Raw genomic sequence first — 12,578 nt, 5'->3', positions numbered from 1 at the left:
GTCGAGCGTGGCAAATAGCACTACCGAACACGGAGAACGCGATGCGATCCTGGGACCCTATGCGCAATTTTCCCGAACTTGACGCGCTGCCTTATGCCGAGGCCAAGGCGCTGGTGATCAAGACCCAGCGCGAGGTATCGCGGCGACCGATGGTGTTGCTCGGGCTGTTTGTCACGCTAGTGGTTGCGGGCGTCGCTATCTTCTATCTGGTGCCGCTGGGTGGCCTGACCGGTGGGGCCATCATGGGCGCATTGGTGGCACTGTTCGGCATCGCCTATATGGTCGCGGTGATCAAACCCCGCATGCAGGCAGAATTCCGCAAGCAGGGATTTCCGCGCTAGGACCGGCAGAACTGTTGCCCTGTTGTGACGATGAGCATCGAACGGTGGACACCGGGTCGCATGCTCCCGTTTTGACTTGTCCTTGACTGCCCAGCCGCTAGTTTGATTGCGGGCCGGCCTTCAGAATCGGTCAATGCGAGAGCCATGATTTGGGACTGTCCCTCGACGCCAGCATAGTGCTGATGGCGCTAGCGCCATTCGCGGCTGCCCTCCTGGCGCCGCTGGTGCAGCGCATTGCTGCCCCGTTCGCGGGCTGGGTTCTAGCTCTGGTTCCCGCTGCGGTCTTTGTGTTCCTGCTCGGCTTTGTCGAACCGATCGCCGCGCACCGCTTCGTGCAGGCGGGCATTGACTGGGTGCCGGCCTATGGGCTGACCCTGTCGTTTTTCATCGACGGATTGAGCCTAACCTTTGCGTTGGCGATTTCGGGGATCGGTACGCTGATCCTGATCTATTCGGGCGCCTATCTGCGCGGCCATCAGCATCTGGGGCGGTTTTTCGGCTTCATGCTGGCCTTCATGGGCGCCATGCTGGGGCTGGTGCTGGCTGACAACATGCTGGCGCTGTTCAGCTTCTGGGAGCTGACCACGGTAACGTCATTCCTGTTGATCGGTTTTGACCATTCCAGGCAGGCGGCGCGGCGCGGCGCGATCCAGGCGTTGGTGGTAACCAATATCGGCGGCATGGGGCTGCTGTTCGGCGTGATCCTCGCCCAGCAATTGACCGGGCAGTGGAACCTGAGCGGGCTGCGCGACTTTGGCGACGCGATGCGCCAAAACCCGGTTTACCCGGTGGTGCTGATCGCGTTTCTCGCCGCCGCCTTCACCAAATCGGCACAGTTTCCGTTTCATTTCTGGTTGCCCAACGCCATGGAGGCGCCGACGCCGGTGTCGGCGTTTCTGCATTCGGCCACCATGGTGCAGGGCGGGGTCTACCTGCTGCTGCGGCTGACGCCATTTCTGGGCGGAACACCGGCCTGGACGATAACCTTGGTGGCGTTTGGCGGTTTTACGCTGCTGTGGGGCGCGCTGGGGGCGATCCGCCAGACCGATCTCAAACAGGTGCTGGCGCAGAGCACGATTGCCTCGCTCGGGCTGCTGGTGCTGCTGATTGGGCTCGGCACCGAATTGGCAATCACCGCGGCGATCCTCTATTTCATCGCGCACGCAGTGTATAAAGCCGGGCTATTCATGGTGGTCGGCAATGTCGATCACGGCAGCGGCAGCCGCGATATCGTGGCGCTGGGTGGCCTTGGCGATCCGATGCCGGTTACCTTCATCGCGGCGGCCCTGGCAGCGCTGTCAATGGTCGGGCTGCCGGTGACTGCCGGGTTCCTCGCTAAGGAAGAGATGTATTTGGGGCTACTGGGGCCGGATTGGCCGCAGATCCTGGTGGTGATCGTGTTGGTCATCGGCAATGCGCTGTTGGCCGGCGTGGCGCTGAGCATTGCGATCCGGCCGTTCCTCGGCGCCCTATTGCCGAGCCCGAAGGTGCCGCATGAGGCCCCGATCGCCATGCTGGCGGGGCCGGTGGTGCTAGGCGCGGCGGGGATACTGCTGGCGCTGAACGCTGGTCGGTTGGGGCACGATATCGTGGTGCCGACGATCGCCGCGGTGCTTGGCGTGGCGGCGGAAAGCCACCTTACCCCGGCGGTCGATTTCACCAGCCCGGCGCTGTGGCTATCGGCAGCAACCATTGCGCTGGGCATTCTGGTGCATCTGCAGATGGCGGCGATCCGCAGCATCTTGCGCCGGATTGGCACGGCGCTGGGATGGACCTTCGATCACGGCTTCGATGTCGCCATGTTCGGGCTGATCCGTTTCGCCGGAGCGATAACGCGGCTGCTGCATCACGGGCGGCTGGAGCTGTATCTGGTGCTGGTGTTTGCCGGCTTTGCGCTGGCGGTGCTGGTGCCGGTCTTCGGCATGGGTGGCCTCGAAGCGCTGCTGCCCAATGCTGAACTGGGCGATTGGTCGGCCAAGCTGGCCTGGCCACACTTGCAGGTGCATGAATGGGCAGTGCTGGCGCTGGCGGTCGTGGGTCTGGGTGCGGTGCTGTTTGCCCGCAGCCGGCTGGTGGCGATCCTGGCGCTCGGTGTGCAGGGGGCGGCGGTAGCGCTGATTTTCCTGTCATTCGGTGCACCGGACCTGGCATTCACCCAGTTCATGGTGGAAATCCTCTCCGTCGTCATCCTGGCGCTGGTGATGACGCGGCTCAAGTTGGACGAGGCCGATCACCGCCAGTTCGAGGATCTGGCACGCGACGGCACCCTGGCAGTGGTCGGCGGCGCCGGTGTCAGCCTGTTGCTGATGGTCGTGCTCGCAGGAGCCTTCGATCCGCGCCTCGGCGATTTCTTTGCGACCACCAGCGTGCCCATCGCCCACGGAGCCAATATCGTCAATGTCATCCTGGTCGATTATCGCGGCTTTGATACCCTAGGCGAAATCTCGGTGGTGCTGGGCGCGGGGATTGCCATTCTGGCGCTGTTGCGGCGCCGGGGGGCGAGCACATGAACACGCTGATTTTCCGCACCATGGCGGGGCCGATCGTGACCGTCATGCTGATCTTTTCGGTGTTCATCTGCCTGCGCGGTCACAATGCGCCGGGCGGCGGCTTTATCGGTGGGCTGATCGCGGCGGCAGCCCTTGCCGTGTTGGGCATTGCGGGTGGCACAACGGCGGCGCGCCAGGCCTTGCGGGTTGATCCGCTCGCCATTGCCGGGTTCGGCGTCGTCATCGCGGCGCTGTCGGGACTGGCCTCAATGTTCACCGGTTCGCCCTTCCTGACCAGCATCTGGGCTTATTGGCCACTCGGGGAGGTCACTGTGCCGCTGTCGACGCCGATGATTTTCGACATCGGCGTCTATTTGGTGGTATTCGGCGCCATTGCGGCCATTATGCTGGCGCTGGCGGAGGATGGACCATGAACTTCGTCCTCGCCGGCCTCGTTGGGGTGTTCATCGCGGTAGCGATCTATTTCCTGCTGTCGCGCTCCTTGATCCGCATGTTGCTGGGCATGGTGGTGCTGGGCAATGGCATCAACCTGCTGATTTTCACCGCTGGCCGTATCAGCAATGACCCGCCGCCAATCGTACCGGGCGGGCTGGAGCAGCCAGTGGGCGCCATTGCCAATCCGCTGCCGCAGGCGCTGATCCTGACGGCCATCGTCATCGGCTTTGCCATGTTCAGCTTTCTGCTGGTGCTGGCATTCCGGGCCTATCAGGCGATGGACGCCGACAATACCGATAGCATGCGGCTGGCTGAGCCGGAGGACGCCCCGCGTCCGCCACTGAGCTATTAGGGAAGGGGCAGCGCTATTTTCGACCTTTCCAAAGCCATGTTTGCCGGAACCACGGCGCTGGCCGATTGGGTCATCGTGCTGCCCGTCGTGCTGGGGCTGCTCGGGGCCGCGCTGGCGCTGATGCTGCGGCGCGCCGGGGCCGGCATTGCGCTGGTGGGCGTGGTCGCGATCATCGTTTGCGACGTCTTGCTGGTGCAGCGGGTGCTCGATGGTGGACCGCTGAGCATGACCATGGGGCGCTGGCTGCCGCCATTCGGCATCAGCTTCGCGGTCGATATGTTCGGGGCTGGCTTTGCGCTGGCGGCGGCCCTGGTGACGCTGGTCGTGCTGGTCTATTCCCTCGGAGAACGGGCGGAGGATGGGTTCTATCCGCTGGTGCTGCTGCTGCTGGCGGGGGTGAGCGGGGCGTTCCTGACTGGCGACCTGTTCAATCTCTATGTCTGGTTCGAGGTCATGCTGATTGCCTCGTTCGGGTTGATCGTGCTGGGCGGACGACCGCTGCAGCTCGATGGCGCGGTCAAATACGGCTTCATCAATTTTCTCGCCACCAGCTTTTTCCTCGCGGCGCTCGGGCTGCTATACGGGCTGGTCGGCACGCTCAATATGGCCGATATCATCGGGCGCGCGCCCAGTGCCAACCCTGCGGCGATAGCCGGTGTGGCTGCGTTGATGGTGCTTGCCTTCGGCATCAAGGCGGCGGTGTTTCCGCTCAATGCCTGGTTGCCGGCCAGTTATCATACGCCGCCGGCCGCGGTTTCAGCGCTGATGGCGGGCCTGCTGACCAAGGTCGGCGCCTATGCCATGCTGCGGGTGCTCGTTATGCTGCTGCCGGCGGCGCGCGAACAGCTTGATTGGGTGCTGGCGGCGCTGGCCATTGCCACGCTGGTGATCGGGCCGCTAGGCGCAATCGCGGAGACCAATCTGCGGCGGGCCATAGGCTTTCTGGTGATCGGCGGTATCGGCGCCATCATGGCGGGCATTGCCATGCCGAGCCTGCACGGCGTCGGCGGCGCAGGACTCTATATCGTGCACGCCATGCTGACGCTGACGGCGCTGTATCTGGTGGCCGGGCTGGTGGAAAAGCTGACCGGCCAAATCGACACCCGCAAGATGGGCGGGCTTTACGCGGCGCATGCCCCGGTCTCCATCCTGTTCTTCATCCTGGTGCTGGCGGTGGCCGGCGTGCCGCCGTTCCTGGGCTTCTGGCCCAAGCTGCTATTGCTGGAGGGCGGGTTGGGCGATGCCGACCTGCGCGGGGCAGGGGAAGCGGGCGTGGACTGGTTGAGCCTGACGATCGTTTTCGCGCTACTGGTCAATGCGGTGCTGACGCTGATCGCCGGCACGCGGCTTTGGGCGCATATCTTCTGGCGCGAAGGGCAGGAGGGGCAGCATTCCGAATACCGGAGCGAGCTCCTGAACGTGCTACCGGTACGTGAGCGCTGGTTCGGCTTTGGTGCGGTGGTGGTGCTGGTGGCGGTAATCGTACTGGCAGGGCTGTGGCCGGACTGGTTGTTCCAGGCGGCCCTGAGCGGCGCAGGCGACATTGTCGAGCCGGCCGGATATATCGCCGCCGTCGGGCTGGCAGGAGGCGGGCCATGAATTTCGCGCTGCTGACGATAGTGCTGGCGCTGCTCTGGGCCGCTCTAACCGGCAATTTCAGTGGGCCAAACCTGCTGCTGGGTGCGGCGATCGCGCTTGCGTCACTGCTCCTTTTGCGTGGCCGCATCGGCCAGCCAAGCGGCCTGCGCCGGGTCATTCCGGCGATCCTGCTGGCGGTGGTGTTCCTCCACGAACTGCTGCTCAGCGCCATAAAGGTGGCACTGGTGGTGATGGCGCCGAACCTGCGGGCGCAGTTGCGGCCAGCCATCGTGGCAGTGCCGCTGACGGTGAAATCGGATCTCGAAATCACCCTGCTGGCCAATCTAATCACGCTGACGCCAGGAACGCTCAGCATTGACGTGTCCGACGACAAGAGTGTGCTCTATGTCCATGTGCTGATACTCGAGGACCGTGCCAGGCTGATCTCAGGGATCGCCCAAGGCTTTGAAAAGCGCATCATGGCGGTATTCGCATGAGCGGCGCAGAGGCAATAGCGACGGCAAGTCTGATCGCAATGGTGCTGTTGGGTGCCGGCTTGTTGCTTTCGACCATAAGAATCATAATCGGACCGACTGTGGCGGACCGCGTCCTCGCTTTGGACTTATTGACAACGGTGGCTTTGGGCTTTGTCGGCGCGCTGACGATCCGCACCGGATTTACGCTCTATCTCGACATCGCCATCGCGCTCGGCCTGCTGGGATTTTTGGCGACCATCGCTTTTGCCCGCTATATCCTGATGCGCTCGCGCCCTGTTGCTGAACAATCGAATCAGGAGCAAGCACCGTGATGGCCGAAATCGCGCTCTATGCCGGCGCTGTGCTGCTGCTGGCCGGCGCTTTATTTAGCCTTATTGCAGCTTTGGGTGTGCTGCGCCTGCCTGATCTCTATACGCGCATGCATGCCGCCTCCAAGGCGGGCGCCGTTGGCGGGGGTATGATCTTGCTGGCGGTGGCATTGGTGTCGTTTGACGGGGCCATAACAGTGCGGGCGCTGATCGGTATAGCGTTTTTGCTGCTGACCACCCCAGTAGCGGCCCATCTGCTCGCGCGGGCACATTATCAATCCGGGGGGCGGCCGGGGCAGATCACTGTCAGCAACGACCTCGATATTGTAAATAAGGCGGCCCGCGACAATTAATCCAGGTAGTTGGTAACATGTTAATTTGACATGCCGGGTTGCACGGAACAGTAAAGAACCGTACAAAAACACATGGCCTCGACTGCCCTCGTCCCGGCCCAATAAAAACAATGAAAGGTTGAATTATGAACGACACCGCTGGCGCGGCGACCGGTTACGAGAGCGACTTGATCGAACTCAGCACTGAAATCGTCTCAGCCTATGTTAGCCATAACGCCGTGAGCCCGACCGATCTGCCCAAGCTGATCGCCGAAATTCATGGCGCCCTTCGTGCCTTGCAGACCAACGAAGCACCGGTTCCGGTTGAAGAGTTGAAGCCTGCTGTCCCGGTCCGCAGGTCTGTTGCGGCCGACTACATCATCTGTCTCGAAGACGGCAAGAAGTTCAAATCACTGAAGCGCCATCTTCGTACGCACTATAACCTCTCGCCCGAAGAATATCGCGAGAAGTGGGGCCTGCCGGCCGACTACCCGATGGTTGCCCCCAATTATTCGGCAACCCGCTCCAAGCTCGCCAAGGATAATGGCCTCGGCCGCAAGGCAAGCTGACGGGCGCTTTTCCCGGATACTGCCCCGCCGCCGTCCCCAAGGACCGATGCGGCGGGATTTGTTCTGTCGATCAAACGGCCGCTCAGTGAGCGGCCGTTTGATTTTCACGACCGTCCGGCCGGAAACAAATTAAGCTATCCCACTTATCCCCGTCTGGCTTTCTCGACCGCAATGTGTAGGAATAAATTCCTTGATTGCGGTGGAGACTGACGATGTACGAGATGATGGGGAACGCTGGTGACGGGCGCTCGAGCCGTAGCGTCACTGGGCTGGCCCACGGCCACGACGCGCAGTGCGATACGGTTATCGCATTGGTTGCACAGGAGAAACGTATTCCGATTCGTCTGCTGATGCACAAATCACGCTGCCGGATGGGTGCTGCGCGGGCTCGGCAATTGGCGATGTATCTCTGCCATGTGACCTTGGGGCGCAGCCTTCAGGAAGTAGGGGATATCTTCGGCCGAGATAGGACAACAGTCTCATATGCCTGCGCGTTGATGGAAGATATGCGCGATGATCGCAGTTTCGACGACGCCGTGGCGGCGCTCGAACTTCGGATCGAGGCGGCTGTAGGAGCGGACGATCATGGCACGCGCTGATGTCCGTGCGCTGCGGTTCGTGCGGGCGTTGCTGCCCGACCATGCGGCGCGGATTGAAAATGGCAGCTATTCGGTCGAACGGACGGATCGAGTAGCACGGCTCGATCGCGGAGCGGCGGCGGAACTCGCCGGGGCAGGGGTGCTGATGCTGAGCGAGGCGATCTGCGTAGCCGGGCCGCGAGCACGCGATTGGCTGGCGGCCGAGGGACGCGGCAAGAGAGATCTGCCGCCCGAGGCCGCGCCCGACGTGGCGCCATCGGTGTTGTATTCGCTGGATGAAAGTCCGTTGGCGCGGCTGGCGGTGGCGCGGGATGGGGAGGTGGCCTTCCTGCTGGCGCATCAGGTCGCGGCGGGTGAGCGGGTGCGGAAACTGGTGGAGCGGGCGCGGCTCAGCCCACGAATGACGATGAGTTACGACGCCAACCGTATCGCGGGTGGCGGCGGGCCGGCGGCGGCCAATGACCTGTCGGACAGCGCCGTCGATGCGCGGCGCAAGCTCGACGCGGTGGCTGCGCTGCTACCAGCCGATTGCCGGGGCGTGGTGTTTGATGTGTGCGGACTGCTCAAAGGGCTGCAGACGGTGGAGACCGAAAGGGGCTGGCCGCGTCGTAGTGCCAAGATGGTGCTGAGGATCGGGCTGGAGCAGCTTGCTGTGTATTGGGGATTGTCGGCGCATGCGCGTGGAAATGAGAGCGGACGGGTCGGCGGCTGGCTGGAGGCGAGACTGCCGCTGTTCGGCGACTAACCCCGCTCTAGCTCAGCGCCTTGGCCTCGTTGCGGATGCGGTTGACCATGGCGACCAAGCCATTGGAGCGCTGGGTGGTCAGGTGTTCACGCAGGCCCATCTTGTCGAACAGCGCGATAGCGTCGGTTTCGGCGATTTCCCTGGCCGGGCGGTCGGAATAGAGCGCCAAGAGGATTGCGACCAGGCCCTGCACGATCATGGCATCGCTCTCGCCGCGATACTTGAGCATCGTCTGGCCATCGCGCGGCTCGGTCTGCGCTGCCAACCACACCTGGGAGACGCAGCCGTTGACCTTGTTCTCGGCGGTCTTTTCGGCATCGGTCAGCTTTGGCAGGGCTTGGCCCAATTCGATCAGATAGCGGTAACGATCCTCCCAATCGTCGAGGAAGGAGAGGTTTTCGGCAATGTCCTGGAAGGCTTGGGGTTCGCTCATGGTCTGTACTTAGTGCAACCGTGGCTCAACTTCCAGACGGCTTCGGTCGGACTGGCGCGACAGGTCGCGATGGGGTGTTGGTCGCAAGCCAAATGACATGACGCGAGCCCCGGCTCTTGCCATTGGCGCGGACCCGTTCTTCCTCGACAGCGAAGCCGGCGCGTTGCAGGCGCTGAGTGAACGCGCGATCGGGCGCCGAGGCCCAGATTGCCAGCACGCCGCCCGGACGCAGCGCCGCCTTGGCCGCTTTGAGGCCGGCCATGCTGTAGAGCGCGTCATTGGTCTCGACGGTTAGCCCATCGGGGCCGTTATCGACGTCGAGCAATATCGCGTCGTAGGTCGCCTTGGCGGAATTGATGACGCGGCGCACGTCATTAACCTTGATATCGACGCGCGGATCATCGAGGCAGTCGCCAAAGATGGGGGCCATCGGCCCGCGCGCCCAAGCGACAACAGCAGGCATCAGTTCGGCAACGGTAATCTTGACCGTTGCCGGCAGTTCGGCGAGCGCGGCACGCAGGGTGAAACCCATTCCCAGCCCGCCGATCAGCATATGCGCTTTAGGGCGATCCTTGATGCGGGCCCAGGACAGGCCGGCCATGGCTTCTTCGGAGCCGCTGAGGCGGCTGTTCATCAGCGCGATCGTGCCCAGCATGATCGAGAATTCGTCGGCCCGCTGGATCAGGCGGATGTCGCCACGGCCATCGGGCAGCGGCACGGTATCGATCAATACCCAGGGGTTCACGGCGGCGCTTTCGACGAGAAGATTTGTGCCCTGTCTCTATCGGCGGTGCGTGGTCCGGCGCAAGCAAAAGCCGCGTCCGGACCGAGGAAGCCTCACCGGTTCTTGAACACCAGGAGCAGCGAAGGGCGCAACCCAACCGCGATGGGCAGCTTGATGTTGACTGGAGCAGGTCAGCCATTGCTCGGCGCGCTTCGACACAATCCTAAAGGCGGAGGGAATTCTCATGAAACACTGGATATTTGCAGGCACACTCTCATTGGGTGCGCTGATGACAGCAGCGGCGGCCATGGCGCAGGACGCCGCGCCGTTGACCGGCAAGGACGCTTATGGCGATTGGGAAAAAGATGCGCCCGGCGTGACCCGGCATCTCGTGCCCAGCGACCTGGAAGCGCCGAACCTGACTAAGTCGGCATCCAATTCGCCCTCCACCGTACCCATGCCCGAGGGCGCAATGCCCAAGGTGCCTGATGGCTTCAAGGTGGAAATGGTGGCCAGCGGCATCGAAAATCCGCGCGCCATCCGCTTCGCGCCCAACGGCGACCTGTTCGTGGGCAATTCGGAAGCCGGCAATGTGCTGGTCTATCATTTCGAGAACGGCGCGGCCAAACCGGCCTCGGAGGGCGTGTTTGCCGAGGGGCTCAACCAGCCCTACGGCGTGGCGTTCTATCCAGCGGGCAACGATCCTCAATGGGTCTATGTGGCGGAAAGCAACGGCTTGAAGCGCTTCCCCTATAAAAGCGGCGACATGAAAGCCAGCGGCGCGCCCGAGACGCTGTTCGACAATATCAACCCGGATCATCACTGGACCCGCGACGTGACATTCTCGCCGGATGGCAAGACGATGTATTATTCGGTCGGCTCTGGCTCAAATGTCGGCGACGGCACCATGGACCCCGAACCCAAGGGTGGCGTCGATGCCTGGGCGTCAGCCCATCCGCTCGGTGTTGCCTGGGGCGAGGAAGAACGCCGCGCGGCGGTGCTGGCCTTCGACCCGGATGGGAAGAATGAGCGCTACTTCGCTACCGGCCTGCGCAATTGCGCCGGCATGACCATCCAGCAATCGACCGGCGCACCATGGTGCGTGGTCAACAATGTCGATGAACTGGGCGACAACGTCCCGTTCGAGTTCGCCACCTCGGTGAAGGACGGCGCGTTCTATGGCTGGCCCTGGTACTACAATGGCGACAACCCAGATCCGCGGTGGAAAGACAATCCGCGCGAGGACCTGAAGGGAAAGGTCACCGTCGGCGACGTGCAGTTCCAGGCGCACTCGGCGCCGTTGAATATCACCTTCTATGACAATGATGCCTGGGGCGCCGACTATAAGGGTGACGCATTTGTCGCGATGCACGGCTCGTGGAACCGCGGCCAGCGCACCGGCTATAAGGTGGTGCATCTGAATTTCGACGCCAGCGGCAAGCCTGACGGTACCTATGACGACTTCATGACCGGCTTCGTGATCGATGCCAACAGTGTCTGGGGGCGTCCGGTGGGTGTCGCGGTGGCGCCAGATGGTGCGCTGTTCGTTTCCGAAGATGGCAGCGGCACGATCTGGCGAGTCACCAAACAGTAGTTAACCAATTATTACAGTGAAACCCGGGTGGTGCCCGGGTTTTTCTTCGTCATGCTCAGTAGCAATGTGACACGCAGGCCAGCAACTGAAAAGCATTTTTCAAACAGCCATCGTAATTTAAGTAGCGATTAACCATTCTATTGCACTTTGAATTAACCATAAAAGTTAATCCAGGGTCGAGTAGATGAGTGTGAAATTGTACGCCGTGCTGCTGTCGGCATCTCTGGCGTCTACTGCGGCTTTCGCTCAGGATGCTCCGGCGAGTGCGTTCGGTGCCACGCTTGGCGCGACGTTTTTCACCATGCCCCATATCGACAAAGGCATCGCCTTTGGGGCTCCGGGGGCGACGTCCTCGTCAGTAGGCGGCGGCGGTGTCGGCGCAACCTTCGGGCTGAGCGGGGGCCTGAGCGTTGGCAAGTTCGGCGCTTTCGACGCCGCGATCGGCCTGTCCAGCTTTGCGACCATCGGTCAGTCAAATTCAACGGTCGTGGACACCTTCACCGGTCCGGGTACAGTCGCCATCGGTGGCTATACGACGCCGGCAAACGCCAATGTCGTGCTGACGACCAACAGCGCCCCGGGCAACTCCGCTGCGAGCTCGGTTATCACGCATACCAATCCTCAAGGTGGTGGCGAGGCGATCAACGTAAACAATCCAGTCAATGCGGGTGGGGTCGTGAACAACTATGCCGCCTCCGTTGCGGCCGGCAACAATAGCTTCGCCTTGGGCGGTGTTGTGACCCAGCAGGGCGCCGTGAACAGCGCCGCCGCTTATGCAGCAGTGGCTGCGTCGGATGGTGGCGTATTTTTCGCAGCGGGTGATTTGACCGGGCTCGCGATAACGACGAATGTCAGGCGCAATGTCGTCTATACGGGCGCCGATCTAAGCGTTGCCATGTCCACCAATACAGGCGGAATGGCTGTTCAAGGCTATGCCGGACCCAGCTATCGGCTGCTCGACCAATCGAGCAAAACCACCATCAGCGTGGACATCCCCGAGGCGAGCCCTGCTGCGACGACCTTCCCGACCTATTCGATGGCTCGCGACGAGCAACTGACCTCGAACTATTTCGGCGGCGTGGTCGGTCTTAACCTCAGCAAGCCGATTGCGGACAACATGACATTCTCACTGGGCGTCGAGGGCGGCGTCTACTATGTGCATGACAATATGGAGGGCCGCGAAAGCTACTCCATCGCCGGTGGGGCGCCCACATCCGTGCCGCTGACCACCGTCAACAACGCCAATGGCATCGGCATGGAGGCTGATGGTGTGGCCTGGTCGGCCAAGCTCGCGCCGTCGATTACCGTTGCCTTGGCGTCCAACCGCCAACTGACATTCGGGGGTACTGTCGATTATTTGTCGCGTGTCGCATCAGTGGCGCGGGATGGCTCGGTCGCCTCGGCCACCAATACCTATGCGGGCACCGACGACGGTACTCTCAACTATAGCGCGTCATCGCAGACGGCACACTCGCTGAGTTTTGCGCCAATGTGGAGCTTTACGCCGACGGTATCCTATACCGGCCAGTTCTGAGCGTCAGACGCACCTTAAGGCAATACG

15 protein-coding genes are annotated in these 12,578 nt (G+C 62.3%); 13 read left to right on the top strand and 2 right to left on the bottom strand.

Features of this window, described 5'->3' with window-relative positions:
- Positions 1 to 41: 41 nt before the first annotated feature.
- The 11 genes from ABIB57_RS03480 to ABIB57_RS03430 all read left to right on the top strand — a co-directional run bounded on the left by ABIB57_RS03480 (position 42) and on the right by ABIB57_RS03430 (position 8,266).
- A complete protein-coding gene (locus ABIB57_RS03480; RefSeq protein WP_354038444.1) occupies positions 42 to 341 on the top strand; it encodes a hypothetical protein in 300 nt (99 codons plus the stop codon).
- Positions 342 to 490: 149 nt separating this feature from the next.
- On the top strand, positions 491 to 2,851 hold the full coding sequence (gene mbhE / locus ABIB57_RS03475; protein ID WP_354038442.1) for a hydrogen gas-evolving membrane-bound hydrogenase subunit E: 2,361 nt from the start codon (positions 491 to 493) through the stop codon (positions 2,849 to 2,851).
- A complete protein-coding gene (locus tag ABIB57_RS03470) occupies positions 2,848 to 3,264 on the top strand; it encodes a Na+/H+ antiporter subunit B (RefSeq protein ID WP_354038441.1) in 417 nt (138 codons plus the stop codon). Before mbhE ends, ABIB57_RS03470 begins: the two co-directional genes overlap by 4 nt.
- Entirely contained in the window at positions 3,261 to 3,638 is a 378-nt protein-coding gene (locus tag ABIB57_RS03465) for a Na+/H+ antiporter subunit C (protein WP_354038440.1), read from the top strand. The genes ABIB57_RS03470 and ABIB57_RS03465 overlap by 4 nt, the downstream gene beginning before the upstream one ends.
- Before the next feature lie 36 nt (positions 3,639 to 3,674).
- Positions 3,675 to 5,237 carry a proton-conducting transporter transmembrane domain-containing protein gene (locus ABIB57_RS03460; protein ID WP_354038439.1) on the top strand — a complete coding sequence of 521 codons (1,563 nt, stop codon included), beginning with the start codon at positions 3,675 to 3,677 and terminating at the stop codon, positions 5,235 to 5,237.
- The gene (locus tag ABIB57_RS03455) at positions 5,234 to 5,713 is read left to right on the top strand and encodes a Na+/H+ antiporter subunit E (RefSeq protein ID WP_354038438.1); all 480 of its coding nucleotides are present in this window, start codon (positions 5,234 to 5,236) and stop codon (positions 5,711 to 5,713) included. The genes ABIB57_RS03460 and ABIB57_RS03455 overlap by 4 nt, the downstream gene beginning before the upstream one ends.
- Complete coding sequence (locus tag ABIB57_RS03450; RefSeq protein WP_354038437.1) at positions 5,710 to 6,024, top strand: cation:proton antiporter; 315 nt, start codon at positions 5,710 to 5,712, stop codon at positions 6,022 to 6,024. The genes ABIB57_RS03455 and ABIB57_RS03450 overlap by 4 nt, the downstream gene beginning before the upstream one ends.
- Entirely contained in the window at positions 6,024 to 6,374 is a 351-nt protein-coding gene (gene mnhG, locus ABIB57_RS03445) for a monovalent cation/H(+) antiporter subunit G (protein ID WP_354038436.1), read from the top strand. Before ABIB57_RS03450 ends, mnhG begins: the two co-directional genes overlap by 1 nt.
- 125 nt (positions 6,375 to 6,499) lie before the next feature.
- Entirely contained in the window at positions 6,500 to 6,922 is a 423-nt protein-coding gene (locus ABIB57_RS03440) for a Ros/MucR family transcriptional regulator (RefSeq protein ID WP_299730052.1), read from the top strand.
- 212 nt (positions 6,923 to 7,134) lie between these two features.
- Positions 7,135 to 7,521: a helix-turn-helix domain-containing protein gene (locus ABIB57_RS03435; RefSeq protein WP_354038435.1), complete on the top strand. Its 387-nt coding sequence runs from the start codon at positions 7,135 to 7,137 to the stop codon at positions 7,519 to 7,521.
- The gene (locus tag ABIB57_RS03430) at positions 7,508 to 8,266 is read left to right on the top strand and encodes a DUF6456 domain-containing protein (RefSeq protein WP_354038433.1); all 759 of its coding nucleotides are present in this window, start codon (positions 7,508 to 7,510) and stop codon (positions 8,264 to 8,266) included. Before ABIB57_RS03435 ends, ABIB57_RS03430 begins: the two co-directional genes overlap by 14 nt.
- Before the next feature lie 7 nt (positions 8,267 to 8,273).
- Here the strand turns inward: ABIB57_RS03430 and ABIB57_RS03425 are convergent, their stop codons facing one another.
- Both ABIB57_RS03425 and ABIB57_RS03420 read right to left on the bottom strand, forming a co-directional pair.
- Positions 8,274 to 8,699, bottom strand: coding sequence for a SufE family protein (locus ABIB57_RS03425; RefSeq protein ID WP_354038432.1), 426 nt, complete (start codon positions 8,697 to 8,699; stop codon positions 8,274 to 8,276).
- A gap of 25 nt (positions 8,700 to 8,724) precedes the next feature.
- Positions 8,725 to 9,444: a spermine/spermidine synthase domain-containing protein gene (locus ABIB57_RS03420; protein ID WP_354038431.1), complete on the bottom strand. Its 720-nt coding sequence runs from the start codon at positions 9,442 to 9,444 to the stop codon at positions 8,725 to 8,727.
- Between the two features lie 223 nt (positions 9,445 to 9,667).
- Between ABIB57_RS03420 and ABIB57_RS03415 the strand changes: the two genes are divergently transcribed.
- Together ABIB57_RS03415 and ABIB57_RS03410 are read left to right on the top strand one after the other, a co-directional pair.
- Positions 9,668 to 11,017, top strand: a complete 1,350-nt coding sequence (locus ABIB57_RS03415; protein WP_502914338.1) for a PQQ-dependent sugar dehydrogenase — start codon at positions 9,668 to 9,670, stop codon at positions 11,015 to 11,017.
- A 184-nt stretch (positions 11,018 to 11,201) separates the two neighbouring features.
- On the top strand, positions 11,202 to 12,551 hold the full coding sequence (locus ABIB57_RS03410; protein WP_354038430.1) for a hypothetical protein: 1,350 nt from the start codon (positions 11,202 to 11,204) through the stop codon (positions 12,549 to 12,551).
- Positions 12,552 to 12,578 lie beyond the last annotated feature (27 nt).

This window comes from Devosia sp. UYZn731 (genome assembly GCF_040546795.1).
Classification (GTDB): domain Bacteria; phylum Pseudomonadota; class Alphaproteobacteria; order Rhizobiales; family Devosiaceae; genus Devosia.
This window is presented reverse-complemented; position numbering and strand designations above follow the sequence as displayed.

Bases quoted from the DNA above. Each gene is read 5' to 3' on its own strand.
- ABIB57_RS03480 (WP_354038444.1), top strand. From the start codon at position 42: ATGCGATCCTGGGACCCTATGCGCAATTTTCCCGAACTTGACGCGCTG.
- ABIB57_RS03470 (WP_354038441.1), top strand. From the start codon at position 2,848: ATGAACACGCTGATTTTCCGCACCATGGCGGGGCCGATCGTGACCGTC.
- ABIB57_RS03465 (WP_354038440.1), top strand. From the start codon at position 3,261: ATGAACTTCGTCCTCGCCGGCCTCGTTGGGGTGTTCATCGCGGTAGCG.
- ABIB57_RS03460 (WP_354038439.1), top strand. From the start codon at position 3,675: ATGTTTGCCGGAACCACGGCGCTGGCCGATTGGGTCATCGTGCTGCCC.
- ABIB57_RS03455 (WP_354038438.1), top strand. From the start codon at position 5,234: ATGAATTTCGCGCTGCTGACGATAGTGCTGGCGCTGCTCTGGGCCGCT.
- ABIB57_RS03450 (WP_354038437.1), top strand. From the start codon at position 5,710: ATGAGCGGCGCAGAGGCAATAGCGACGGCAAGTCTGATCGCAATGGTG.
- mnhG (WP_354038436.1), top strand. From the start codon at position 6,024: ATGGCCGAAATCGCGCTCTATGCCGGCGCTGTGCTGCTGCTGGCCGGC.
- ABIB57_RS03440 (WP_299730052.1), top strand. From the start codon at position 6,500: ATGAACGACACCGCTGGCGCGGCGACCGGTTACGAGAGCGACTTGATC.
- ABIB57_RS03435 (WP_354038435.1), top strand. From the start codon at position 7,135: ATGTACGAGATGATGGGGAACGCTGGTGACGGGCGCTCGAGCCGTAGC.
- ABIB57_RS03430 (WP_354038433.1), top strand. From the start codon at position 7,508: ATGGCACGCGCTGATGTCCGTGCGCTGCGGTTCGTGCGGGCGTTGCTG.
- ABIB57_RS03425 (WP_354038432.1), bottom strand. From the start codon at position 8,699: ATGAGCGAACCCCAAGCCTTCCAGGACATTGCCGAAAACCTCTCCTTC.
- ABIB57_RS03415 (WP_502914338.1), top strand. From the start codon at position 9,668: ATGAAACACTGGATATTTGCAGGCACACTCTCATTGGGTGCGCTGATG.
- ABIB57_RS03410 (WP_354038430.1), top strand. From the start codon at position 11,202: ATGAGTGTGAAATTGTACGCCGTGCTGCTGTCGGCATCTCTGGCGTCT.